This window comes from Pseudogemmobacter blasticus (assembly GCF_003071405.1).
GTDB classification, from domain to species: Bacteria; Pseudomonadota; Alphaproteobacteria; order Rhodobacterales; family Rhodobacteraceae; genus Pseudogemmobacter; species Pseudogemmobacter blasticus.
In genome coordinates this window covers 690,156-714,542 of sequence record NZ_CP020470.1, presented here as the reverse complement: position 1 = coordinate 714,542, position 24,387 = coordinate 690,156, and the positions used below count along the sequence as shown (strand labels likewise).

Sequence of the window (24,387 nt, the reverse complement as noted above, 5' to 3'; positions counted from 1 at the left end):
CGGATGGCGGTCTTACGCGCCAAGCGCGGCTTCCAGCACGTTCGACAGCCGATGGGCATCGGCGCGGGGCAACGCCAGATAGGTGCCGTCCATCGCGCGCGACAGGTGTTGCAGGCTGGGCTGCGGCCGGTTGGCGGTGTCGATCACCAGCGTGGGCGTTGCGGTGGCCCGGATCGCCTGCGCGGCCTTCAGGGCATCCGCCTCGGCCCGGGGGCGGTCGGCGGTGCCGTCCAGCGCGATATTGCCGCGCCCGTCGGTCAGCACGGCGATGGTCGGGGTCAGCCCGCGTTTACGCGCCTGATCGGCGGTGGCCATCGCCAGCGTCAGCCCCGAGGCCAGCGGCGTGCCGCCTCCGCCGGGCAGCGCGCAAAGCCGCCGTTTGGTCTGCACAAGGCTGCGGGTGGGCGGCAGGATCAGCTCTGCCTGCATCCCACGGAACGCCAGCAGCGCCACATGGTCACGCCGCGAATAGGCCTGGCCCAGCAAAAGCTCGATCGCGCCCTTCGCTTCGGCCAGACGGGCGAAGGCGGACGAACCGGAGGCATCGACGGCGAAGATCAGCACGCGGTCGGACATTTCCTTGAACCGCTTGAGCCGCAGGTCAGAGCCGCGCACCAGCAGCACCGCCTCGGGGCGGTTTGCCTCGCGCCGGCGCAGCGGCTGCCAGGGGGCGGCGGCGCGCAGGGTGGCCACCAGGTCGATCCGGGCGCCCGGCACCAGACGGCCGGGGCGCGATGGCAGCGGGCGGCCACGGCGGTTCCCCTGCCGCTCATCCCCGGTGCCAGAGGCGCCCTTGGCGGCGCGGGCGGCGCGGCCGGCGGCCAGATGTTCCAGCAGGTCGGCCGGCAGGGCGGCGCGCACGGCTTCGACCAGCATTTCTTCGGGGATCGCGGTGTCGTCCTGCTGATTGTCGGAGGGGCCCTGATCGGGTTGGTCCTCGGGCGGCGGTGGCGGTGGAGGTTGGTCCTGATCCTGCGACGATTCGGGGGCAGGCAGGGCGCGGTGCGCATAGGTCAGGTCGGCGGCGATGCGCAGGTCGTCTTCGGTCACCACGGGCCGGCCCATCAGCGCGGCATGGGCGCGGGCGGCGGCGATGGCCAAAAGCGGTGCCCGCAGCGAGACGATGCCCAGTTCGGCGGCGGCGCGGGTCAGAAGGCCCGCCGCATCCGGCGGCACCCGGACCAGCGCCAGCCTGTCCCGCGCGGTGGCCAAGGCGTCCGCGTCCAGCCGCAGGGGTTCGGTCTCGGACCAGATGATCCCGTCAAGCGACAGGAACAGACCCAGCCTGTCGGTCAGGGCCGTGGGCAGGGTTTCATCGGGGTCGGCGGATTCGTCCAGCGCGATCAGGCAATGCGCGGGGGCATCCAGCGCGGTGGCCAGCCGGGCGGCCAGGCCGGGCGGGGTGCGTTCGGCCATGGTCAGCACCAGTGCCGTTGGGTCGGCCAGCAGGCCGCGCGTCATCACCGGGCGGCCGGCGGCCAGGGTGGAAGACAGATCCAGCCCGCCATAAAGCGCATCGTCGGCCACGTTGGGATGCAGGCGGCGCAGCGGCAGGGGCAGGGCGGCCAGCCCGTCGGTCACCCGGTCACGCAGGGCACCGGCACGGGCGCGCAGCCACAGCCCCTTCAACCCGGCGGGGTCGATGGCCAGAAGCGACAGGGCGATTTCCGCCCGATGCAGGGGCGGGATCAGGGCAGCACCTCGGTCAGGGATCGCGCGACGCGGGCGCCCGATCCGGCTTCATCCAGCGGGTCGCGGCGCAGGCGGTGCGACAGGGCCATGGGGGCGACCGCGCGCAGGTGGCTGCGGGCCACGGCGGGGGCGCCTTCAAATGCGGCCAGGGCGCGTGCGGCGCGCAGCAGCGTCAGTTCGCCGCGCAGCCCGTCAGACCCAAGCGCGATGCACAGGGCCGCGCAATCGTGCAGGGTAGTGTTCGGGGTGTCCAGCTTCGGCAGCGCCTCGCGCGCGGCAAGAATCTGGTTGCGCAGGCCCGCATCCATCGGGCGCCACAAGGACATGAACGTCTCGTGATCGTTCTCATAGGCGTCACGGCGCTTGATCACCTCGACCCGGGTGTCGATGTCGCGCGGTGAGGTCACTTCGACCGACAGGCCGAACCGGTCCAGCAATTGCGGCCGCAGTTCGCCCTCTTCCGGGTTGCCTGAGCCGACCAGCACGAACCGCGCCGGGTGGCGGATCGACAGGCCCTCACGCTCGACCACATTTTCGCCCGACTGCGCCACGTCCAGCAGCAGATCGACGATGTGGTCTTCCAGCAGGTTCACTTCGTCGATGTAAAGGTAGCCACGGTTGGCGCGGGCCAGAAGGCCCGGTTCAAAGGCCTTTTCGCCCCGGGTCAGGGCGCGTTCGATGTCCAGCGCGCCGACAACGCGGTCTTCGGTCACGCCAAGCGGCAGGTCGACCACGGGGGTAGGCTTGGTGATGATCCGGTCGGATGTGATCAACGCCCAGTCGGGGCACAGCTCGCGCCGGGCCGAGTTCACCGGGCAGCCTTCGACCGCCTCGATCGGCGGCAGCAGGGCGGCAAGGGCGCGAACGGCGGTGGATTTGCCGGTGCCGCGGTCACCGAAGACCAGCACGCCCCCGATGCCGGGGTCGATGGCGGTCAGCACCATGGCGGTTTTCATGGCGTCCTGGCCGACGATGGCCGAGAAGGGGAAAGGCTGACGCATGTCCCGGTGTCCTTTCAGGCGGTTCAGGCTGCCACCGTAGCGGTGCCAAGCCGGTCGGAAAGGGCGCGCCCCTCCCACCGGCCTTCGGCGCCAAGCAGGCGGAAGCGGGCGTAAAGTTCTTCGGAGAACCAGTTCTCCTCGCGCACGGACTTGATGGCCAATCCGTGCGGCGTGTTGCCGCGTGCGAAGGCGGCCATGGTGGCCGCATCGGGCCAGACCGAGAAGGTGACCTGATGCAGCAAGGGCAGTTCGCCGATGCCGATCTTGAAGATCACGTTCGGGTCGGCACCGATCCGGGCCGAGATTTCCGGCTCGCGCGCCCAGAAACGGCGGGCATTGCCGGGCTTGATGCTGGCGCGGGTCAGCGCGACCAGCGGGCCGGTGCCGCTGTCTGGCCCGGCGGGAAACGGGTTCACACCGCCCCATGTCCCGCGTGAGGAAACCGGGGCCAGAAAAACCGTGGCGGATTCATCGGCATGGGCCCGCCAGCGTTGCCAGACAGGGCTTTGCGCCGTGCGGGCGCGGGCGGTTTCCAGATCGTCCCAGGTGGCCATGATGGCCCAGACACCCCAGTTGGGCCGCGGGGTGAACCCCTCGCCGGTGCCCGATCCGCAAAGTTTCCAGAAGCGCAGCGCAGATTCGTTTCGCAAGGTCAGCCGGGCCGACACCATCTGCGTGACCACCCAGAGGCGGTCAAGCGTTCCGTCAAAGCGGAACAGGCTGAGGCTGGCGACGGGCATCGGGCGCGGTCCCTTGGGTGTCAATTATGTGTGACAATTAATGCAGTGGGACGGAAGAGAAAATGACATATATCACTGCGCCAAGGCGACATATTGTCAATTTGGATTGACAGTCTATCATGAAAGCCATGACCCAAGCATCCTCCATCCCCCCCGCCAGCCCTGCTGCCCCTGTTTCCATGCCGAAACCCGATCCGACGGCCGCCGTGGTCATCGGTGCGGGCCTTGGGGGGCTTGCCGCAGCCATGCGGCTGGGGGCCAAGGGGTATCAGGTGACCGTGGTCGACAAGCTGGACCGTGCCGGCGGGCGCGGGTCGTCCATCACCAAGGGCGGGCACAGGTTCGATCTTGGCCCCACCATCGTGACCGTCCCGCAGGGGTTGCGCGATCTGTGGGCCGTCTGTGGACGCGATTTCGACCAGGATGTGAAACTGGTCGCGATGGACCCTTACTACGAAATCCGCTTCCATGATGGCGAGACCTTCACCATGCGCGGTGATCCGGCCGCCATGAAGGCCGAGGTCGAGCGAATCCGCAAATCGGACCTCAAGGGATACGAGCAGTTCCTGAAGGATGCCGAGGACCGCTATTCCTTTGGCTATGAAGGCCTTGGCCGCCGCCCGCAGCACAAGCTGTGGGATCTGATCAAGGTGCTGCCGAAATTCGCCATGATGCGCGCAGATCGGTCGATCCATGACCACGCCGCCCGGCGTGTGCTGGACCGTCACCTGCGCTTTGCGCTGTCGTTCCACCCGCTGTTCATCGGCGGCGATCCGTTCCACGTCACCTCGATGTACGGACTGGTCAGCCATCTGGAAAAGGCCTTTGGCGTGCATTACGCACAAGGCGGCATCCAGGCCATCGCGGATGCGATGGTCAAGGTCATCAAGCTGCAGGGGGGCACTGTCCTGCTGGGGCAGGAGGTGGACGAGATCCTGGCGCAGGACAACCGCGCCGCCGGCGTCCGGCTGGGCAATGGAACCGTGCTGCCCGCGGCGGTGGTGGTGTCGAACGCCGACCCCGGCCATACCTATGACAGGCTGATGCGCAACCGTTTCAAATGGCGCTGGACGCCGGAACGGCTGGCGGCCAAACGCTGGTCGATGGGGCTGTTCGTCTGGTACTTCGGCACCAAGGGCACCTCGACCCAATGGCGCGACGTGGGGCACCACACCATCGTGGTCGGGCCGCGCTATCAGGCCCATATCAAGGACATCTTCGAAAACGGCAAGCTGGCCGACGACATGAGCCTTTATGTCCATCGTCCCAGTGTGACCGACCCATCGGTCGCGCCGCGCGGGGATGATACGTTCTATGTGCTATCGCCCGTGCCGAATCTTGCGAAGAACCCGGTGGACTGGGCGGCCGAGGCCGACCGTTACAAGGAAAAGGTCGCCGCGGTGCTGGAGGAACGACTGATCCCCGGCTTCCGCAGCAAGATCACCGAAAGCCTTGTCTTCACGCCGGAAACCTTCCGCGACCGCTATCTGTCGCCCTATGGCGCCGGGTTCTCGCTGGAACCGCGCATCCTGCAATCGGCCTGGTTCCGGCCGCACAACATTTCTGAAGAGCTGCCCGGCCTTTACATGGTGGGTGCGGGCACCCATCCGGGGGCAGGGGTGCCAGGGGTGATCGGCTCGGCCGAGGTGACGGCGCAACTGATTCCCGATGCGCCGCACCTGCGGGCGCGAGCCTACCGGATGGCGGCGGAATGATCGCCGAGGCGGATATTCTGGCCTGCCGGGCCGCGATCCGCACCGGATCGCTGTCGTTCCATTCGGCTTCGCGGTTGCTGCCGCGCCGGGTCTGCGATCCGGCGCTGGCGCTCTATGCCTTCTGCCGGCTGAGCGATGACGCCGTGGACGAAGGCGCCGACAAGACCGAAGCCGTCCTGCATCTGCGTGACCGGCTGGACCGGATTTATGCCGGCCAGCCCTTCGACGCCGCGCCGGACCGTGCCTTCGCCGCCGTGGTGGAAGAATTCGAGATGCCGCGGGAACTGCCCGACGCTCTGCTGGAAGGCATGGCCTGGGATGCCACGGGGCGGCGTTACGACACCCTGTCGGGGGTGCTGGATTATTCCGCCCGCGTTGCGGCGGTGGTCGGCGTGATGATGTGCGTGCTGATGCGGGTGCGCGAGGCGGATGCGCTGGCGCGGGCCTGCGACCTGGGTCTGGCCATGCAACTGAGCAACATCGCCCGCGATGTGGGCGAGGATGCCCGCGCGGGCCGGGTCTATCTGCCGCTGGACTGGCTGGCCGAAGAGGGGATCACGCCCGACACGCTTTTCGCCCTGCGTGAACCGACGCCCGGCCTGCGCCGGGTGGTGCGGCGGCTGCTGGCGCAGGCGCGGCGGCTGTACTGGCGGTCGGAATCGGGAATCGGGGCCTTGCCGCTGGCCTGTCGGCCCGGAATCTGGGCGGCGCGGCTGATCTATGACGGGATCGGCGGCGCCGTGGCGCGCAACGGGTTCGACAGCCTGACGCGCCGCGCCCATACCTCGAAACTGCAGAAGCTGGCCTGGCTGGGCGAGGCGGGGCTGCGGGCGGCGCTGACCAGCGTGATGCCGCAGCCTGCGATCATTCACGCGTCCCCCGAGCCGGAAGTTGCCTTCCTTGTGAACGCTGCGGCAAGGGGCGGGGTGGTGCGCGGGCGCAGCGATGCGCTACTGTCGGTTCTGGCACAGCTTGAAGCCCGGGACCGCAATCGCCGCGCCTCTGCCTGAGGGGCGATGACCGCGACCTGACTTCCGGGCGGGTGCTGCCTTGCGCGAGTCGCGCTTAGGAGGGCCATGATGAACCTGTCGATTTTCTTCACATACCTGCTTGCAACCGCCGCGGCTGCAGGCACCGGGGCGATGTTCAAGCCCGGCGAATGGTATGACGGGCTGAAAAAGCCCGACTGGACGCCGCCTCGCTGGGTGTTCCCCACAGCCTGGACCACGCTTTACCTGCTGAGCGCGATTGCCGCGACCCGGTTGTCGGCGATCGAAGGCAACGCGCAGGCGCTTGCGCTGTGGTCGGCGCAGATCGCTTTCAATACCCTGTGGTCGCCGGTGTTCTTCGGATTGAAGAAGATCAAGGCGGCCCTGGTGCCGATGGCGGGGCTTTGGGTGTCGGTTGTGCTGCTGACGATCTCGGCCTTCGGGCTGGATGTCTGGGCCGGGCTGATGTTCCTGCCCTATGTGGCCTGGGTCAGCGCCGCAGCGGCGCTGAACATCTCGGTCGTGCGGCTGAATCCGCAGGTCTCAGGCTGAGAGCTGGTCCAGAAGCCGGCGGGCTTCGTCCGCCGGTTCGGCCAGAACGCTGCGATCCTCGCCGGGATAGAAGCGGGCCCGCACCGCAGTGGGCATCGGCGCCGGGGTCAGCAGGCTGACCCTGGGGCCAATCTTGCGGGTCTCGGCGGCCCAGGCCCGGACAAGGGCAATCTGGCCTGCCTTGGTGATGCCATAGGCGCCGGCATAGGCGGTGCCGGGCATCGGGTCATCTAGGAACAGCGCCTGGCCCTGACCGGCCCGCAGCAGCGGTTCGACCATCGGGATCAGGGCGGTGGCGGCGCGCAGGTTGACGGCGATGGACTTGTCCAGATCGGCCATGTCGACCGAGGGTGCCGGTGTCAGCGCATCGGCGCGGATGGCGGTATGGGCCCAGAACTGCAACCCGCCCCAGCGGTCATGGATTGACCGGCACAGATGGCGCATCGCACCGTCGTCGGTCACGTCCATCGGGGCCAGCGTCACGCCGCCCGCACCGGGCAGGCCGGCGGATTTCACCTTGTCATCCAGCGCCTCAAGCCCGCCCACGGTGCGGGCCACCGCCACCACATGCCAGCCCCGCAGGGCAAGCTGTTCGGCCAGCGAGAAGCCAAGGCCACGCGAGGCTCCGGTGATGAGGGCGATCTTCTGGGTCATGGCGGTTCTGGTTCCTTGCGTCGGCCAGGGTCTTGCGCAGCCCCCGGACCCCTGCGGGATATTTGAGGACAGATGAAAGGGCAAGGCGAAGGCTCAGCGACCCTTGGCCGCGATTTCGTCCTGACGGGTGCGGAGGATGGTTTCGACCAGCGCCTCGGGCAAAGGGCTGCCGGGGGTGAAGAGCACGCCCGATTTCGAGGTCTTGAACGGGTGGCAGTCGATCTGCGGGATGACGCTGCCGGAATGGGGGTAAAGGCCCAGGTGGCGGGTGAAGGCCGCGTAGCCCGCGACCATGCGGCCCTTGGGCCCCGGCTGGCGAAAGCCGGGCATGGCGTAGGACATTACCTCCAGATGATCCGGCAGCAAGCGGGCAAGGGTTGCGCGCAGTTCGCGCAGCGCCGTTTGCTGATCGGCGGGCAGGGCGGCAAGGTAGGCTTCGACAGCCTCGCTCACTCGGCCGCCTTCATCTGAAAGCCCTCGGCCAGCTTGTCGGCCGGGGCGACCGGGTAGTCGCCCGAGAAGCAGGCATCGCAGAAGCGCGGCGCCTTGGGGTCGCGGCCCGCCGCCTCACCCGCGGCGCGGTAGAGGCCGTCGAGCGAGATGAACTTCAGGCTGTCCACCCCGATCCAGTCGCGCATCTCGTCCTCGCTCATGGTGGCGGCAAGGAGTTTCGACCGTTCGGGCGTATCGACGCCATAGAAGCAGGGCCAGGCGGTGGGGGGGCTGGCGATGCGGAAGTGGACCTCGGCCGCGCCGGCATCAAGGATCATGTCCTTGATCTTGCGGCTGGTGGTGCCCCGCACGACCGAATCGTCTACCAGGATCACCCGCTTGCCGCGAATGAGCGCCCGGTTCACGTTCAGCTTGAGCCGCACCCCCATGTTGCGGATCTGGTCGGTAGGTTCGATGAAGGTTCGGCCCATGTACTGGTTGCGGATGATGCCCATGCCGTAGGGGATGCCGCTCTCATGGGCATAGCCGATGGCCGCGGGCGTGCCGGAATCGGGCACCGGGCAGACAAGATCGGCCTCGACCGGCGCTTCGCGGGCCAGCTCCACGCCGATCTGCCGGCGCGTTTCATAGACCGAACGGCCGCCAATGATCGAATCGGGGCGCGAGAAATAAACCTGTTCGAAAATGCAGAAGCGCGACGGCGCCGGCGCGAAGGGGCGCGATGACGACAGCGTGCCATTCTCGATCACCACCATTTCGCCGGGTTCCACGTCGCGGATGTATTCCGCACCGATGATGTCCAGCGCGCAGGTTTCCGACGACAGCACCCAGCCTTCGCCGAACCGCCCGATCACCAGCGGGCGCACCCCCAGGGGATCGCGCACGCCGATCAGCTTGGTCCGGGTCATGGCGATGACCGAGAAGGCGCCTTCCACGGCGCGCAGCGCATCCTTGATGCGTTCGGCCAGTGTCTTCTGGATCGACCGCGCCATCAGGTGGATGATACATTCGCTGTCGGACGAGGACTGGAAGATCGAGCCGCGCTCGATCAGTTGCTTGCGCAGCGCGGCGGCGTTGGTGAGGTTGCCGTTATGGGCAATCGCGCAGCCGCCGATGGCGAATTCGCCGAAGAAGGGCTGCACGTCGCGGATCGCGGTGGCGCCCTTCGATCCGGCGGTGGAATAGCGCACATGCCCGATGGCCAGCGGGCCGGGCAGGGTGTCCATCACATCGGGCTTGGTGAAGTTGTCGCGCACATAGCCGAAACGCCGCGCCGAGTTGAAGCCGCCTTCCGGGTCATATGACACGATGCCGCCGGCTTCCTGCCCGCGGTGCTGCAGGGCGTGCAGGCCAAGCGCCACGAAGTTGGATGCGTTGGCCAGACCGATGACGCCGTAGATCCCGCACTCCTCCTTCAGCTTGTCCCCGTCTTGAAGCGGGTCGAAAGGGTGGGAAAGGAACGGGCGCATCAGGGCCTCCGAATCCGGGAACGGGATTGGGCTTCATCTAGTCGTTGCAAACCCGGCTGTCCACCTGCGGCGCGCCGCGTTGCGGCGCAGCCTCTGTGCGCGGTTACGGTGTTGCGGGGGCAGAGTCAGGTGCAGCAGGGGCCGCCGGCGTGCCGTTCGGCGTGCAGACGGTGGTCAGATCATTGTAGCGGGCGACGATCCAGCCCGGCGCATCGGTCGGGATCGAGGCGTCGATCGAGGACTGGAAGTTGGCGAACACCTTGGCGGTGCGGGAATTGTCGATGGCCGGGATCGACTGGTTGGCCAGCGCGCGGTCATAGACGATGAAGGCCACCGCCACCAGAAGCACACCGCGCAGCACGCCGAACAGGAAGCCAAGCGCCTGGTCGATGCCGCCAAGTGCGGTACGCTGGATCACCGACGAAAAAAGCGGTGTGAAGAGCGCCGCCACGATCAGCCCCAAGGCGAAGACGCCGGCAAAGGCCGCCACCACCGACAATTCGCAACTGTCGGCCAGGAAATCCCCCACCATGGGAATCTCCTTGACCAGCGGCGTGGCGGCGGGCGCGAAGATGAAGGCCAGGATGGCCGCGCCGACCCAGCCAAGGATCGCCATCAGCTCGCGAACCAGACCCCGCGAATAGGCCAGGATCGCCGAGAGGAGGATGATCACGGCAGCGCCGCCATCGACCCAGGTAAAGTTATCCATCTGTCACCTCTCGGGCCTTTGGTCAGCCCGCTCCGAACATTTCACCGGTGAAGGCCGTCAGATCGGCCATTTCGCGCAACCGCAACCCGGCATCCGCCCCGTGTTTGGAGCCGGCCGGCAGGGCCGCCTGTGTGAAACCAAGTTTCGCGGCCTCTTTCAACCTGTTTTCCGTTTGAGATACCGGCCGAAGCGCGCCCGACAGGCTGATCTCGCCGAAAAGCACCATGTCGGGCGGGATCGCCACATCCTCGCGCGCGCTCAGCAAGGCGGCGGCCACGGCCAGATCGGCGGCGGGTTCGCTGACCTTGAGGCCCCCGGCTACGTTCAGGAACACGTCCAGCCCGGTGAACGGAATCCCGACACGGGATTCCAGCACCGCCAGAATGGTGGAGAGCCGCCCCGAATCAAGTCCGACCACGGTGCGCCGTGGCGTGCCAAGGGTGGACGGGGCGACCAGCGCCTGAATTTCTGTCAGCACCGGCCTTGTGCCTTCGATGCCGGCAAAGACCGCGCTGCCGGGGGCAGGGGCGTCGCGTGCCGACAGGAACAGGGCCGAAGGGTTCGCCACTTCTTGCAGGCCGTTGCCGGTCATTTCGAACACGCCGATCTCATCGGCGGGGCCGAAGCGGTTTTTCACCGCCCGCAGGATGCGGAACTGGTGGCCGCGTTCCCCTTCGAAATACAGGACGGTATCGACCATGTGTTCCACAACCCGCGGCCCGGCAATCTGGCCGTCCTTGGTCACATGGCCAACGATGATGACCGACACCCCGCGGCGTTTGGCGAAAGTGACCAGCTCATGTGCAGAGGCACGGACCTGGCTGACGCTGCCCGGAGCGGCCTCAACCGTATCCAGCCAAAGGGTCTGGATCGAATCGAGGATGGCAAGGCCGGGGCGTTCGGTATCCAGCGTGGTCAGGATGTCGCGTAGCGCGGTTTCGGCCCCCAACTTGACCGGGGCTTCTGTCAGGCCCAGCCGTTGGGCGCGCATCCGCACCTGGGCGCTGGCCTCTTCGCCGGAGATATAAATGACACTCAACCCCTTGCGGGCGAAACTTGCCGCGGCCTGCAACAGCAGCGTCGATTTGCCGATGCCCGGATCACCGCCAACAAGAATGGCCGATGCTGGCACGAGACCGCCCCCCAGCACGCGGTCGAATTCGGCAATGCCCGAGGCCGCGCGCGGCGGTGGCGCCTCTTCAGTGGAAAGGTCGGTCAGCGCAACACTGCGGCCGCGGGCGGTGGGGCCTTTCGGCCCCGAGGACAGCGGCGCCTCTTCGACGATGGAGTTCCACGCGCCGCAGGCTTCGCAGCGACCCGCCCATTTGCGGCTGGTGGCACCGCAGGCGGTGCAGGTGAAGGACGGGGCGGCCTTGCTCATGGCCCCCTGCCTATCCCGGCAGGGGGGCGGCGGGCAAGCCTTGTGGCGCGGGCCTCAGCCCTTGCGGATCGGGTCGGCCAGAAGGCGCAAGCCGTTCAGCACCACCAGCAGCGTACCGCCTTCGTGGCCGATCACCGCCAGCGGCAAGGGCAGTTCGAAGAACAGTCCACCGATGACCAGAACCACCATGGCGCCAATGGCAAAGGTCAGGTTCTGCCGGATGATCCGCGCGGCGCGGCGGGAAATCCGGTGGGCGGCGGCAAGCTGGGCCATGTCCTCGGCCATCAGGGCCACGTCGGCGGCTTGCAGCGCCACCTCGCTGCCGGCGGCCCCCATCGCGATGCCGACATCAGCCCGCGCCAGCGCAGCCGCATCGTTCACCCCGTCGCCCACAAAGGCCACAGCGCCGGTTTCCGCCATCAGCTCGACCAGTTTCACCTTGTCGGCGGGCAGCAGGTCGGCAGCGATGTCATCTTCGGCAAAGCCAAGCGCGCGTCCGATGCGCAGCGCCACCGGGCGGCGGTCGCCGGTCATCATCAGGATGCGCTGCACCCCGCCTTGCCGCAGCGCCGCCAGCGCCGCGGCTGATGTTTCGCGCGGCGCATCGGCCACCCGGACCGCCCCCAGCACCTGTGCGCCCCGGCCAACCCAGACCTGCGTATCCTCGGCCGCGTCGGCTTGCAGGGCGGCGGCTTCTGCGGTCGCGCCCATTCGGTCCAGCATCCGGGCATTGCCGGCCCAGACCTCGGCCCCTGCAGGATCAAGCCCGATGATGCCTTCGGACGGCAGCGCCCGCACCGCCGTGACAGGAACAGGTACCACCTTGCGCGCCAGGGCGGCGCGGCGGATCGCGTCGGCAATCGGGTGTTCGGAATGGGCCTCCAGCCCTGCCAGCAGGGCCAGCAGGGTAGTCTCGTCGCCGGTGGCGGTGTGGATGCCCGTCACTTCGGCCCGGCCGGTGGTCAGCGTGCCGGTCTTGTCAAAGGCGAAGGCCCGCACCGCGGCCAGCCGTTCCAGCGCGGCGCCTCCCTTGAACAGAACACCGCCCCGTGCCGATGCGGACAAGGCAGACAGGATGGCCGCAGGGACCGAGATCACCACCGCGCAGGGGCTGGCCGCGACCAGCAGCGTGGCGGCGTGATAAAGCGCATGGTCCGCCTCATACCCCGCCGCGCGAAAACCAAAGAAGGCCAGGATCGACCCGGCCAGAACCGCGACCGTATAGCGTTGGCCGAACCAGTCCGAGAACCGTTCCGACGGGGCCTTGGCGGCCTGCGCCTCGGTCACCAGCCGGATCATCCGCGCCACCGTGCTGTCGGCCAGGGCGCGTGTCACCTCGACCACCAGCACGCCGTCCAGGTTCACACAGGCCTCGAACACCGCCGCGCCGGGGCCTTTCTTCACCGGGAGCGATTCCCCGGTCACGGTCGCTTCGTCCAGCCGGCCTTCGCCTTCGACCACGCGCCCGTCGACCGGCACCCGTGCGCCGGGGCGCAGCACCACCCGGTCACCGGGGGCCAGATCGCCCACGGCCACCTCGACCACCGCGCCATCCGGCCCCAGGCGCAGCGCCGTGTCGGGGCGCAACTGCATCAGCGCCTCGACCGCATTGCGCGCCCGGCCCATGGCACGGCCTTCCAGCGTGCCGGCGATGGAGAACAGCGCCAGCAGCACCGCGCCTTCAAGGGGCGAGCCGACCAATGCCGCCGCCAGCGCCGCGATCACCATCAGCAGGTCGATGTCCAGCACGCGGTTGCGGAACAGTTCGACCATGGCGCTGCGCAACGGCGGCAATCCGCCGGCCAGATAGGCCAGGATCAGCGCCGCCCGCACCAGAAGCGCGGGCAGGGGCGTCAGAAAGGCATCAATCGCAGCAACGCACAAACCGGCAACGGTCAAACTGGTCAGCACCAGGTCAAGTGCACCGTCGTTGGCGGGGTCTTGTGACGAATTTGCGTCAGCGGGGGGAATGTCATGGGCCATGTCCCTTGGTCGCCCTGTGCCGCGGCAGGCGCAAGGGACAAATTCCCGCAGCCGGCCCGGTCCTAAGCGGCTGCTGATGCCGCAGGCGGCCCGCCTTTCCCCCTTGACCCGGCGCCCGCACCTGCCGATTAAGACGCGCATGGCCAACGCGACCCTTACCATTGATCTTGAAGCTATCGCCCTGAACTGGCGTGCCCTTGACCGGCTGTCCGGCCCGGGGGTGCAAACGGCCGGCGTCGTCAAGGCCGACGCCTACGGCCTTGGGGCCGGGCGCGTGGCCCGTGCGCTGGCCCAGGCCGGCGCCCGCCGCTTCTTCGTTGCCCTGGCGGAAGAAGGCGCCGCCGTGCGGCAGGCGCTTGGCCCCGGCCCGCAGATCAACATCCTGTCCGGCCACATGCCCGGCGACACCGAGATGATCCACGATCTCGACCTGACGCCGATGCTCAACAGCCTGGAGCAGATCACCCGCCACCTTGAGGCGCTGCCCGGCGCCCCCTTTGGCGTGCAGCTTGACACCGGGATGAACCGGCTGGGGCTGGAAATGGTGGAATGGCAGGCCGTAGCCCCGATCCTGATCGAGGCCGGCCCCGTGATGGTGATGAGCCACCTTGCCTGCGCCGATGAACCCGATCACCCGATGAACCTGCGCCAGTTGCAGACTTTCCACGAGATGACCGATGGCATCGGCCTGCCGCGCAGCCTGGCGGCCACCGGCGGCATCATGCTGGGGCCGCAGTATCATTTCGATCTGACCCGTCCCGGTATCGGCCTTTATGGCGGGCGCCCCTTCGATACAGCCGAGCGGGTGGTCAGCCTGTCGCTGCCGGTGATCCAGACCCGCGAGGTCGCCCCCGGCGAAGCCGTGGGTTATTCCTGCGCGTGGGAGGCCGAAGGGCCGGCGGTCATTGCAACCGTGGCTGCCGGCTATGCCGATGGCCTGCCGCGCACGCTGTCGAACAGGGCCATGCTCTGGGACCGCGATATTCCCTGTCCGCTGGTCGGCCGGGTGTCGATGGACCTGATCACCGTCGATGTGACCCATCTGCCCGAAGTGCCCCGGACGCTGGACATCCTTGGCCCCTATCAAAGCCCCGACGATCTGGCCGATGCGGCCGGAACGATCAGCTATGAAATCCTCACCTCGCTTGGGGCGCGCTACGCCCGCCGCTATCAGGAGCGGCGCGGATGACCGGCGCGCTGCCGGCGGCGCTGGCGGCCCTGGGACGGCCCGTTCTTGCCGCGCTGGCGGCTGTGGGGCGGGTGGTCTTGTTCGCCATCGCGGCCGTGGGCCACATGCTGCGACCGCCGTTCTATGCCCGGGAATTCGGCCATGCGGTGATGCAGATCGGCTGGAACTCTCTGCCCGTGGTGGGCATGACCGCCATCTTCACCGGCGGCGCGCTGGCCTTGCAGATCTACGCCGGCGGATCGCGCTTCAACGCCGAGGCGGTGGTTCCGCAGATCGTGGCCATCGGCATGGCGCGTGAACTGGGGCCGGTGTTGGGCGGGTTGATGGTCGCGGCGCGGGTCGCCAGCTCGATCGCGGCCGAGATCGGCACCATGAAGGTGACCGAACAGATCGATGCGCTGGTGACGCTGTCCACCAATCCAATGAAATACCTGACCGCGCCGCGTCTTCTGGCCGCCACGCTGACGGTGCCGGTGCTGGTTGGCGTGGGCGATGCCATCGGCATCATGGGCGGCTGGATGGTCGGTATCACCCGGCTGGATTTCAACTCGGCCACCTATCTGAAGAACACGATGGACTTCCTTAAGTTCTGGGATGTCGGCTCGGGTCTGGTGAAGGGCGCGGTCTTCGGCTTCCTTGTGGCGCTGATGGGCTGCTATCACGGCATGAATTCTGCCCGCGGCGCGCAAGGGGTGGGGGCCGCCACCAAGGCCGCCGTCGTTTCGGCCAGCGTGCTGATCCTTGCGTCCAACTACATCCTGACCGAGGTGTTCTTTTCGGCATGATCGAGCTGCGCGGCGTCCACAAGGCCTTTGGTGCGAACCGTGTCCTGCAGGGCGTGGATCTGGTGATCCCGCGCGGGCAAAGCATGGTGATCATCGGTGGTTCGGGCACCGGCAAGTCTGTGCTGCTGAAATGCGTGCTGGGGCTGGTGCGCCCTGATGCGGGCAGCATCACGCTGGACGGGCAGGATGTTACACGCCACGACAGCGGGGCCGAGCGTGACGCCTTCCTTGCGCGGTTCGGGATGCTGTTTCAGGGCGGGGCGCTGTTCGACAGTATGCGCGTCTGGGAAAACGTCGCCTTCCGGCTGATGCGCGGTGCGCTGAAACGGCCCAGGGCAGAAGCGCGCGAGATCGCGTTGGAAAAGCTGCGCCGCGTCGGGCTTGGGCCCCAGGTTGCCGACCTTTATCCCGCCGAACTGTCGGGCGGGATGCAGAAGCGGGTGGGTCTGGCCCGCGCCATTGCCGCCAACCCCGAGATCATCTTCTTCGACGAACCGACCACCGGGCTGGACCCGATCATGTCGGGCGTCATCAACGATTTGATCCGCGAAATCGTTGTCGAGATGGGCGCCACCGCGATGACCATCACCCATGACATGTCCTCGGTCCGCGCCATTGCCGACCGGGTGGCGATGCTGCATGGCGGGCTGATCCGCTGGACCGGCCCGGTATCAGAAATGGATGCCACACCAGACCTTTACGTCCAGCAGTTCATCCACGGCCGCGCCGAAGGACCGATACCGTCGGTGCGCTAAGCGGCGTTTGGTCCCGGACCTTGCCCCCGAAAAGGCTTGCCGAATCCCTGCAAGCGCAGTTGGCTGGTTCCGGGGGCAAGGGAACTGCGAACATGGCACAGGACAGGGCCAATCCCGCTTTTCTGCCCGGCACGCTGCGTGGCGCGGCCTTTGGTCTTGCCTGCGCTCTGGTGTCGGGTCTGCTGATCGTGACCGGCCTTGCCTTTGCCGGGCGGTTGGCCTGGGTGCCGCCGCTGCCGCTGCTGCTGGCCGGTATGGCCGTTCTGGCCGGGGCACTGGCTTTGTCCCTGGCGCGGCGGGGGCGATCCGACCGCGATCGCGACGCCATGATCGTGGCGCTGACCGACGAACTGGCCGCCGCCCGCCAGGATTGCGCAACGCTGCAACGCTGGCTGGACGCGCCCGCTTCGGTGCCAAGGACGGTCCGCCCGGCGGCCGTGCCTGATCTGCCGTCCAACGTCGTGCGCCTGCCCGAGCGCCGGGCCACACGCCCGGCCAGCCTGCCGGTGCGCCCCGAACGGCCGGCCCCGCGGCGCTGACCGCCCGCGCGCACCTCTTGACCGCGCAGCCTGTGGCTGGCAGGCCGTGGCAATGACCGCCGCGCTCAATCTGGCCCTTCTGCTGCTGTTTCCCGTCGCGTGGTTCGCGCCGCTCATGCGGGCGGCCCTGCTGCCGGTTTTCGGCATGGACGAGATCAGCGTCATCACCGGGCTGCAATCGCTGTGGGGCAGTGATCCGGCGCTGGCGCTGCTGGTCACCTTCCTTGCGGTCTTTGCCCCCTATGCCAAGGTGATCGGGCTGGCCCTGGTGCAGTTCGGCCTGCTGGCGCCGCGCGTGCTGCCGGCGCTGCATGTTCTGGGCAAGCTGGCCATGGCCGATGTGTTCCTGATCGCGCTTTACATCGTGATCGCCAAGGGCGCGGGCATGGTCACGGTGGAAACGGCCTGGGGCCTGTATCTGTTCACCGGCTGCATCCTGGCCTCGCTGTTTCTTGGCTGGCGCACCGCCCGCTGACGGGCGGCGGCTCAGAACCCCACGTCCGGCCCGCCTTCGCCCTGCCAGGGCTTGGCCAGATTGCCGAAGCGGGTGAAGCGGCCCTCGAACGACAGCTCCACCGTGCCGATCGGCCCGTGGCGCTGTTTGCCGATGATGACTTCGGCCTTGCCATGGCATTGCTCCATGACCTGCTGCCAGGCCGCCATCTTCTCAAGCTCATGGTCGGCGGGCTTTTCGCGTTCCTTGTAGTATTCTTCGCGGAACACGAACATCACCACGTCGGCGTCCTGTTCGATGGACCCCGATTCCCGCAGGTCGGAAAGCTGCGGTCGCTTGTCCTCGCGGCTTTCCACCTGGCGGCTCAACTGCGACAGCGCGATCACCGGGATGTTCAGCTCCTTGGCAATGGCCTTGAGCCCCTGGGTGATTTCCGAAACTTCCTGCACCCGGTTCGCCTCGGACGCCCGGGATGAGCCCTTGAGAAGCTGGAGGTAGTCGATCATCAGCACATCCAGCCCGTGGGTCCGCTTCAGCCGCCGCGCCCGGGCGGCGACTTGCGAAATCGGCAGGGCCGGGGTGTCGTCGATGTACAGCGGGCAGGCCTCCAGATCCTTGGCGGCATCGACAAAGCGGCGGAACTCGGTCTCGGTCATGTCGCCGCGGCGGATCTGTTCCGACGGCACTTCCGAGGCTTCCGACAGAATCCGCGCGGCAAGCTGCTCGGCGCTCATTTCAAGGCTGAAGAAGCCGACAACCCCGCCTTCCACCGCACCTTCGCTGCCATCGGCCTTGCGCCCGCGGCGATAGGCCTTGGCGATGTTGAAGGCGATATTGGTCGCCAGCGAGGTTTTCCCCATCGACGGTCGCCCGGCCAGGATCAGCAGGTCGCTTTCATGCAGGCCGCCCAGCTTCTTGTCCAGATCGACCAGTCCGGTCGAAATGCCCGCAAGCCCGCCGCCGCGCTGATAGGCGGCATTGGCCACGTTCACCGCATCGGTCACGGCCTTGAGGAAACTCTGGAAGCCGCGTTCGGTGGCGCCCTGTTCGGCCAGCTTGTAAAGCCGCTGCTCGGCCTCGGTGATCTGCTCGCGCGGTTCGCTGTCCACCTCGACCTTGGCGGCCTTGTCGGTGATGTCGCGGCCAAGCTGCATCAGTTCGCGCCGCACCGCCAGATCATAGATCATCTGCGCGTAATCGCGCGCCGCAAAGGCGCTGATGGCAGACCCCGCCAGCCGCACCAGATAGGACGCCCCGCCCAGTTCCTTCAGCCCGCCGTCGTCTTCCATGAAGGCCTTGAGCGTGACGGGCGAGGCCAGCGCGTTCTTCTGGATGCGGGCGCTGGCGATCTCGAAGATGCGGGCATGCACCGGATCAAAGAAATGCTCTGACCGGATCAGGCTGGCGATACGGTCATAGATGTCGTTGTTCACAAGGATCGCGCCAAGAAGCTGCTGCTCGGCCTCGATGTTGTGCGGCAGCGCCTCGGCTTTCGAGTCCTCACGGGCTTGGGTGGGCACGGCCCCCAATCTGAGCGTTGCGATGTCGTTCACGGTTTGCCTGTTCTTATTCTTGCCGGTTCGGATCGAATACCATCAGTCCCGGTGGGTATGTCGGGGATAAGCTGTGCGAAACTCACATATCCACAAGAATAACCCTACCACTTCTGGTAGCTGCGACCTCAACTTTCTCTATATCTATTGAGTTGCAACAGCATAGTGTGAGTTTGCCTCAACACGGCTTATGCAACAGGCGCGAATCAGCCGCCCTTGCGGGCCTCTTGCCAGGCGCGCGGGTTGTTCAGGAAGTCTTCCACCCCGGCCAGCGTTTCTGCGTCAAAGCTGCCTTGCGCGCGGGCCTCGGCCAACATGTCCCACCAGGTGCACAGGTGGATCAGCTTGACGCCATGGTCGGCCAGCCGGGCCTCGGTCTCGGGGAAGATGCCGTAGTAGAAGATCACCGCCGTATGGCCGCAGGTGGCGCCGGTGTCGCGGATCGCATCGACGAATGACAGTTTCGACCCGCCGTCGGTGGTCAGGTCTTCCACCAGCAGCACGCGCTGGCCTTCGGTCATCGCGCCCTCGATCCGGGCGTTGCGACCGTAGCCTTTCGGTTTTTTCCGCACATAGGTCATTGGCAGCGCCAGCCGTTCGGCCACCAGCGCGGCAAAGGGGATGCCGGCGGTTTCACCGCCCGCGATGTTGTCGAACGCCTCGAACCCGGCTTCGCGCATCACGGTCACCGCCAGGAAATCCATCAGCGCCGAACGGATGCGCGGATAGGAAATCAGCTTGCGGCAGTCGATATAGGTCGGGCTCGGCAGACCGCTGGCCAGCGTGAAAGGCTCGCGCGCATTGAAATGCACCGCGCCGATTTCCAGAAAGGCGCGGGCAGTCAGACGGGCGATCTCTTCTTTCGGGGGGAAGCTGGCGGGAATCATCTCGGTCCTTTCGGGCAGGCGGGTCTTGGGCGCGGGTCTCAGGCCTCGACGTGCCAATGCACGGGGAAGCCGGGGTTGAAGACGGTGACGGGCCCGGCCTCGGTGAAGATCTTGTCGGGGAAGCGGTGCGCTTCATCCCGCTTGACCAGCCGCAGCGTGGTGCCGTTCGCGGGCAGGCGATAGAAGGCCGGGCCGTGCAGGCTGGCAAAGCCCTCCAGCCGGTCCAGCGCGGCCTCTTCCTCGAACACATGTGCCAGCAGGGGCAGGGTGTTGGTGGCGGTGAAGCAGCCCGCGCAGCCGCAGGCATGTTCCTTCAGCGCATCGACATGCGGTGCGGAATCAGTACCCAGGAAATAGCAGGGCAGGCCCGAGGTGGCGGCACGGCGCAGCGCCAGCCGGTGATGTTCGCGCTTGGCGACCGGCAGACAATAGTAATGCGGCTTGATCCCGCCCACGAGGATATGGTTGCGGTTGATGATCAGGTGGTGGGTGGTGATCGTCGCACCAAGGTTCGGCCCGCCTTCGGCCGCATAGGCCGCACCTTCGGCGGTGGTGATATGCTCCATCACCACGCGCAATTCGGGCAGACGGCGGCGCAGAGGGTCCAGCACGGTGTCGATGAACACCGCCTCGCGGTCGAAGATATCGACCTCGGGTGTCGTCACCTCGCCATGGGTGCAAAGCGGAAGGCCGATTTCGGCCATTTTCTCCAGCACCGGCATGACGCCGACCAGATCGCGCACGCCGGAATGGGAATTGGTGGTGGCGCCCGCCGGATATAGCTTCACCGCCTTGACCAGACCGCTGGCCGCAGCGGCGGCCACGTCGGACGGATCGGTGCCTTCGGTCAGGTAAAGCGTCATCAGCGGCTCGAACGCCGCGCCTTCGGGCAGGGCGGCCAGAATACGGTCGCGGTAGGCTGCGGCGTCGCGGGCCGTCACCACCGGCGGCACCAGATTCGGCATGATGATCGCGCGGGCGAAGTGCCGGGTGGTTTCGGGCAGCACACCTTGCAGCATCGCGCCATCGCGCAGATGCAGGTGCCAGTCATCAGGGCGGCGGATCACGATCTGTTGCATGGCTGTCCGGTAGCCCATTCCGGCGCGCAAGGCCAGTGGGGGCGTGCGGGCAGGGCGGCGGGATTTCCACCCTTGGCAGCCGGCCGCCGTGCCGCCAGACTGCGCCCACCCTTGCCGGAGATCGAAGATGCGTATCCTGCCCGCCCTGTTCCTGGCCCTGCTGGCCGCCCCCGCCGCTGCCCAGCAGGTGGATTGCGCCAAGGCCATGGCCCAGTTGGAACTGAACTGGTGTGCCGAGCAAAGCTGGCAGGCCGCCGATGCCGAGTTGAACGCGGCCTACAAGGAGGCGATGGCCTTGCTGCAATCCTGGGATGCCGATTTGCCCAAGGCCGAACGCGGCGGGGCCGAGGCGCTGAAACAGGCGCAACGGGCCTGGATCACCTTCCGCGACAAGGCTTGCGAGGCCGAAGGCTATGCCATGCACGGCGGCAGCGCCGAGCCGATGCTGATTTACGGCTGCCGGGCGCAACTGACCCGCGACCGCACCGCCCAGTTGCGAGGGCTGGTGGGGAATTACGGCGGAAACTGACGGGCGGCACCCGTCCGCTGCTCAACGCCGCGCCAGCCACCGGCGCAGACGCTGTTCAAGCCCCGGCCGCTTGCGCGCCCTTGTTTCCGCCAGAAGGTCGGCCAGATAGGCCGGCAGCCCGCGCCGCGCCCGCCACAGCCGGGCAAAGCCGGGGGCGGTCAGCTTGCCCGCCATCGCGGCCTCAACCGTCTGCGCCAGAACGCCGCTGGCCGCCAGCCGCGCCGCCACCGCTTCGCCCGTATGGCGGGCGTTCAGCATGGTGACCCAGGGGCGGCGGAACAGCGCCGCATGGGCGGCATCGGGGGCGTGCAAAGGATCATGCACCAGCCAGACATGATCGGCTCCGGCGGTCATGTCGGGGGCATAACCATAGCGGCGGGTGAAATCGAACCGCCGCGCGGCACGGTGGCGGCGATCCCAGCCGGCAATCGCCGGGTCCAGCGTCGCGAGCGGGGCCACCAGCACCGCCCGCGCCCCAGGGGCCGCCACCAGATAGGCGGCCGCGGCATAGCCGCCGGGACCGGCGCCCAGGAACAGCACCTGATCGAAGTCGTCGAAAAAGGCGTCATCCACCTGCCGGTCGAAATAGCCCCAGACCGCCGGGTCGCGCCAGAACGTCTCGCCCTCGGCCAGGATGGTCAGCACCGACCAGCCGCGCGCCTTGGCTAGCGCATGGCCTGCGGGCATCTTGTCCGCCCGCGCCCGCACTGCTTCGGCCCGCTCGAAGGTGACCAGAAGCTGCGGCCCGGCCTCGGCAAAGAACGCCCAATGCCGGGCCCCCAGCCGTTCGACATAGCCATCCTCCTCGGCCACCGCCTCCATCGCGGCCAGCCAGCCGGCTTCGCTGTGGTCGGTCGGATGGGCGGTGTCTGGCATGGGACAGGGCTCTCCGGTCTGGCAAGGTTGCTCCTGCTTGTGACAGGCCGGCCTTGCCCCGCGCAAGGGGGATCGCGGTTGCCGCGCGGAACCGCGCCGGCCCGCCACCAGACGGTGCCTGACGCAAAAGGCGCGCCCGGTTGCCCGGACGCGCCCGATCAGAGGCGAACGTGGGAGCGTTCTGCCGCCTCAGAAAAACGCCTGCAGCCCGGTGACGGCGCGGCCCAGGATCAGCGCATGAATGTCATGCGTGCCTTCATAGGTGTTCACGGTTTCCAGGTTCACCATATGGCGGATGACCTGGAAATCTTCCTGAATCCCGTTGCCGCCGTGCATGTCGCGGGCCCAGCGGGCGATCTCCAACGCCTTGCCGCAATTGTTGCGCTTGATGATGGAAATCATTTCCGGCGCGGCATTGGCCTGATCCATCAGCCGGCCGACCTGCAGACAGGCCTGCAACCCAAGGCTGGTTTCGGTCAGCATGTTCGCCAGCTTCAACTGGAACAGTTGCGTCTGCGCGATCGGCTTGCCGAACTGCTTGCGGTCAAGGCCATAGCCGCGCGCGGCCGCCATGCAGAACTCGGCTGCGCCCATCACGCCCCAGGCAATGCCATAGCGGGCACGGTTGAGACAGCCGAACGGGCCCTTCAGCCCCTCGACATTGGGAAGCAGCGCGTCTTCGCCCACTTCCACGTTGTCCATCACGATCTCGCCGGTCACGCTGGCGCGCAGGGAAATCTTGCCGCCGACCTTGGGCGCGGACAGGCCCTTGGTGCCCTTGTCCAGCACGAAGCCCTTGATCTTGCCGCCATGCGCTTCGGACTTGGCCCAGACCACGAAAACATCGGCAATCGGCGCGTTCGAGATCCACATCTTGGACCCGTTCAGCACATAGCCGTTCGCGGTTTTCTTCGCGACGGTCTTCATCCCGGCCGGGTCGGACCCGGCGTCGGGTTCGGTCAGGCCGAAGCAGCCGATCCATTCACCCGAGGCCAGCTTGGGCAGATACTTCCGACGCTGATCTTCGGTGCCATAGGCATAGATCGGATACATCACCAGCGACGACTGCACCGACATCATGCTGCGATAGCCGCTGTCCACTCGCTCGACCTCGCGCGCGACCAGACCATAGGCGACATAGCCCGCGCCAAGCCCGCCGTATTCCTCTGGCACGGTCACGCCCAGAAGGCCCATCTCGCCCATTTCGCGGAAGATCGAAGGGTCGGTCTTTTCCTCGCGGAAGGCAGCGATGACGCGCGGTTGCAGCTTTTCCTGCGCGTAGCTGCGCGCGGCGTCGCGCAACATGCGCTCTTCCTCGGTCAACTGGTCGTTCAGGCGGAAGGGGTCTTCCCAATCGAAACGGCCCAGATCGGGGGCATCTTTCGGCTTGAGCTTGGGCGTGGCGGTCATGCGCGCGGTTCCTGTGGGGCTGTGATGGGGAATTTCGACGATACTTGCATGACAAAGGCAGGAAAGCTATCGAAACGAAATCCGAAGATGATGAGGAAACCTCATATATGCTTCCCCGTCGCTATCTGCCCTCGATCCCTTCGCTTCTGGCGCTGGAGGCACTTGACCGCCACGGCACCGCCGCCGCCGCCGCGGCCGAGCTTTCGCTGACCCAGGGCGCCATCTCGCGGCAGTTGCAGGTGCTGGAAGGGCAGTTGGGCGTGGCGCTGATTAGCCGGGAAAAATACCGTCTTCGGCTGACACCCGCCGCACAGGACTATGTGGCAGAGGCGCGCAAAGCCCTGAAAATCATTGCAGATGCGTCACTGACCCTGCGTGCAAATCCCGGCGGCGGGGCGCTGAACCTAGCCATCCTGCCGGCCTTCGGTATGCACTGGCTGGCACCACGCCTTGCCCGTTTTGCCGCCGCCCATTCCGAGGTGACGGTGAACCTGTCCACCCGGCTCCGCCCCTTCGATTTCGCCGCCACCGCCTTTGATGCCGCCATCCATTACGGCCGGCAGGACTGGCCGGGTGTATCTTTCCTGAAACTCATGGATGAAGACATCCTTGCCGTTGCCTCGCCCGGGCTGCTCAAGGCGCCGCTGACCGCCGTTGAGGCCGTGCTGGACCTGCCGCTTCTGCAACTGGACAGCCGCACCGGCGACTGGGGGCGCTGGCTGGCGCAGCATGGACTGCCCGGACAGCGCCCGCCCGCCATGCTGTTCGACCAGTTCGCCACCATGGCGCAGGCGGCGATCCATGGCATGGGGCTGGCGCTGCTGCCCACCTTCCTGATCGGTGCCGATCTTGCGGCGGGCCGGCTGATCCCGGCTTTCGGCGCGCCGCTGCGTGCCCATGGCGCCTATTACCTTGTCTGGCCGCAGACCCGCCCCGAACGTCCGCCGCTGGCCAGCTTCCGCCGCTGGCTTGCTGCGGATGCCTGACCCCACC

The 24,387-nt window shown here is 67.2% G+C and carries 24 protein-coding genes; 10 read left to right on the top strand and 14 right to left on the bottom strand.

What is annotated here, in order from left to right; all coding sequences use genetic code 11:
- Nucleotides 1–12 precede the first annotated feature (12 nt).
- From B6K69_RS03430 to crtA, 3 genes are read right to left on the bottom strand one after another with little or no spacing between them, the layout of a single operon-like run.
- Nucleotides 13–1,692, bottom strand: a complete 1,680-nt coding sequence (locus B6K69_RS03430) for a magnesium chelatase subunit D (RefSeq protein ID WP_108642788.1) — start codon at nt 1,690–1,692, stop codon at nt 13–15.
- A complete protein-coding gene (bchI, locus tag B6K69_RS03425; protein ID WP_107674513.1) occupies nt 1,689–2,693 on the bottom strand; it encodes a magnesium chelatase ATPase subunit I in 1,005 nt (334 codons plus the stop codon). Before bchI ends, B6K69_RS03430 begins: the two co-directional genes overlap by 4 nt.
- Before the next feature lie 23 nt (nt 2,694–2,716).
- The gene (crtA, locus tag B6K69_RS03420; RefSeq protein WP_108642787.1) at nt 2,717–3,433 is read right to left on the bottom strand and encodes a spheroidene monooxygenase; all 717 of its coding nucleotides are present in this window, start codon (nt 3,431–3,433) and stop codon (nt 2,717–2,719) included.
- Between the two features lie 179 nt (nt 3,434–3,612).
- Between crtA and B6K69_RS03415 the strand changes: the two genes are divergently transcribed.
- From B6K69_RS03415 to tspO, 3 genes are all read left to right on the top strand, one after another.
- Nucleotides 3,613–5,148, top strand: a complete 1,536-nt coding sequence (locus B6K69_RS03415) for a phytoene desaturase (protein WP_108642786.1) — start codon at nt 3,613–3,615, stop codon at nt 5,146–5,148.
- The gene (gene crtB / locus B6K69_RS03410; protein WP_108642785.1) at nt 5,145–6,158 is read left to right on the top strand and encodes a 15-cis-phytoene synthase; all 1,014 of its coding nucleotides are present in this window, start codon (nt 5,145–5,147) and stop codon (nt 6,156–6,158) included. The genes B6K69_RS03415 and crtB overlap by 4 nt, the downstream gene beginning before the upstream one ends.
- 69 nt (nt 6,159–6,227) lie before the next feature.
- Nucleotides 6,228–6,689, top strand: coding sequence for a tryptophan-rich sensory protein TspO (tspO, locus tag B6K69_RS03405; RefSeq protein ID WP_107674536.1), 462 nt, complete (start codon nt 6,228–6,230; stop codon nt 6,687–6,689).
- Here the strand turns inward: tspO and B6K69_RS03400 are convergent.
- The 6 genes from B6K69_RS03400 to B6K69_RS03375 form a co-directional block, all read right to left on the bottom strand.
- Nucleotides 6,681–7,343: an SDR family NAD(P)-dependent oxidoreductase gene (locus tag B6K69_RS03400; protein ID WP_108642784.1), complete on the bottom strand. Its 663-nt coding sequence runs from the start codon at nt 7,341–7,343 to the stop codon at nt 6,681–6,683. The two genes, tspO and B6K69_RS03400, sit on opposite strands and share 9 nt — an antisense overlap.
- Nucleotides 7,344–7,436: 93 nt before the next feature.
- Nucleotides 7,437–7,796 (bottom strand): iron chaperone, encoded by a 360-nt coding sequence (locus B6K69_RS03395; RefSeq protein WP_108642783.1) that lies wholly within the window; start codon nt 7,794–7,796, stop codon nt 7,437–7,439.
- Nucleotides 7,793–9,265 carry an amidophosphoribosyltransferase gene (purF, locus tag B6K69_RS03390; RefSeq protein WP_107674507.1) on the bottom strand — a complete coding sequence of 491 codons (1,473 nt, stop codon included), beginning with the start codon at nt 9,263–9,265 and terminating at the stop codon, nt 7,793–7,795. Before purF ends, B6K69_RS03395 begins: the two co-directional genes overlap by 4 nt.
- Nucleotides 9,266–9,368: 103 nt before the next feature.
- Nucleotides 9,369–9,974 (bottom strand): CvpA family protein, encoded by a 606-nt coding sequence (locus tag B6K69_RS03385; RefSeq protein WP_108642782.1) that lies wholly within the window; start codon nt 9,972–9,974, stop codon nt 9,369–9,371.
- Nucleotides 9,975–9,996: 22 nt separating this feature from the next.
- Nucleotides 9,997–11,355 carry a DNA repair protein RadA gene (radA, locus tag B6K69_RS03380; protein WP_108642781.1) on the bottom strand — a complete coding sequence of 453 codons (1,359 nt, stop codon included), beginning with the start codon at nt 11,353–11,355 and terminating at the stop codon, nt 9,997–9,999.
- A gap of 54 nt (nt 11,356–11,409) precedes the next feature.
- The gene (locus tag B6K69_RS03375; RefSeq protein WP_108642780.1) at nt 11,410–13,338 is read right to left on the bottom strand and encodes a heavy metal translocating P-type ATPase; all 1,929 of its coding nucleotides are present in this window, start codon (nt 13,336–13,338) and stop codon (nt 11,410–11,412) included.
- 139 nt (nt 13,339–13,477) lie between these two features.
- Here B6K69_RS03375 and alr point away from each other — a divergent pair, with 139 nt between their 5' ends.
- From alr to B6K69_RS03350, 5 genes are all read left to right on the top strand, one after another.
- Nucleotides 13,478–14,527 carry an alanine racemase gene (alr, locus tag B6K69_RS03370; protein WP_107674848.1) on the top strand — a complete coding sequence of 350 codons (1,050 nt, stop codon included), beginning with the start codon at nt 13,478–13,480 and terminating at the stop codon, nt 14,525–14,527.
- Complete coding sequence (locus tag B6K69_RS03365) at nt 14,524–15,312, top strand: MlaE family ABC transporter permease (RefSeq protein WP_108642779.1); 789 nt, start codon at nt 14,524–14,526, stop codon at nt 15,310–15,312. Before alr ends, B6K69_RS03365 begins: the two co-directional genes overlap by 4 nt.
- On the top strand, nt 15,309–16,067 hold the full coding sequence (locus B6K69_RS03360; protein ID WP_108642778.1) for an ABC transporter ATP-binding protein: 759 nt from the start codon (nt 15,309–15,311) through the stop codon (nt 16,065–16,067). The genes B6K69_RS03365 and B6K69_RS03360 overlap by 4 nt, the downstream gene beginning before the upstream one ends.
- Before the next feature lie 92 nt (nt 16,068–16,159).
- The gene (locus B6K69_RS03355; RefSeq protein WP_108642777.1) at nt 16,160–16,606 is read left to right on the top strand and encodes a hypothetical protein; all 447 of its coding nucleotides are present in this window, start codon (nt 16,160–16,162) and stop codon (nt 16,604–16,606) included.
- 52 nt (nt 16,607–16,658) lie between these two features.
- Entirely contained in the window at nt 16,659–17,081 is a 423-nt protein-coding gene (locus tag B6K69_RS03350; RefSeq protein ID WP_107674844.1) for a paraquat-inducible protein A, read from the top strand.
- Between the two features lie 11 nt (nt 17,082–17,092).
- On the opposite strand, the gene B6K69_RS03345 is transcribed toward B6K69_RS03350, so the two are convergent.
- The 3 genes from B6K69_RS03345 to pyrC all read right to left on the bottom strand — a co-directional run bounded on the left by B6K69_RS03345 (nt 17,093) and on the right by pyrC (nt 20,579).
- Nucleotides 17,093–18,580, bottom strand: a complete 1,488-nt coding sequence (locus tag B6K69_RS03345) for a replicative DNA helicase (RefSeq protein ID WP_228156878.1) — start codon at nt 18,578–18,580, stop codon at nt 17,093–17,095.
- 239 nt (nt 18,581–18,819) lie between these two features.
- On the bottom strand, nt 18,820–19,500 hold the full coding sequence (locus B6K69_RS03340; RefSeq protein WP_108642775.1) for an orotate phosphoribosyltransferase: 681 nt from the start codon (nt 19,498–19,500) through the stop codon (nt 18,820–18,822).
- Between the two features lie 38 nt (nt 19,501–19,538).
- Nucleotides 19,539–20,579 (bottom strand): dihydroorotase, encoded by a 1,041-nt coding sequence (gene pyrC, locus B6K69_RS03335; protein ID WP_108642774.1) that lies wholly within the window; start codon nt 20,577–20,579, stop codon nt 19,539–19,541.
- A gap of 127 nt (nt 20,580–20,706) precedes the next feature.
- Here pyrC and B6K69_RS03330 point away from each other — a divergent pair, with 127 nt between their 5' ends.
- On the top strand, nt 20,707–21,108 hold the full coding sequence (locus tag B6K69_RS03330) for a lysozyme inhibitor LprI family protein (RefSeq protein WP_108642773.1): 402 nt from the start codon (nt 20,707–20,709) through the stop codon (nt 21,106–21,108).
- Nucleotides 21,109–21,129: 21 nt separating this feature from the next.
- On the opposite strand, the gene B6K69_RS03325 is transcribed toward B6K69_RS03330, so the two are convergent.
- Together B6K69_RS03325 and B6K69_RS03320 are read right to left on the bottom strand one after the other, a co-directional pair.
- Entirely contained in the window at nt 21,130–21,984 is an 855-nt protein-coding gene (locus B6K69_RS03325) for a hypothetical protein (protein WP_108642772.1), read from the bottom strand.
- Between the two features lie 189 nt (nt 21,985–22,173).
- A complete protein-coding gene (locus B6K69_RS03320) occupies nt 22,174–23,394 on the bottom strand; it encodes an acyl-CoA dehydrogenase (RefSeq protein ID WP_108642771.1) in 1,221 nt (406 codons plus the stop codon).
- A gap of 107 nt (nt 23,395–23,501) precedes the next feature.
- Between B6K69_RS03320 and B6K69_RS03315 the strand changes: the two genes are divergently transcribed.
- Nucleotides 23,502–24,380, top strand: a complete 879-nt coding sequence (locus B6K69_RS03315; protein ID WP_108644753.1) for a LysR family transcriptional regulator — start codon at nt 23,502–23,504, stop codon at nt 24,378–24,380.
- Nucleotides 24,381–24,387 lie beyond the last annotated feature (7 nt).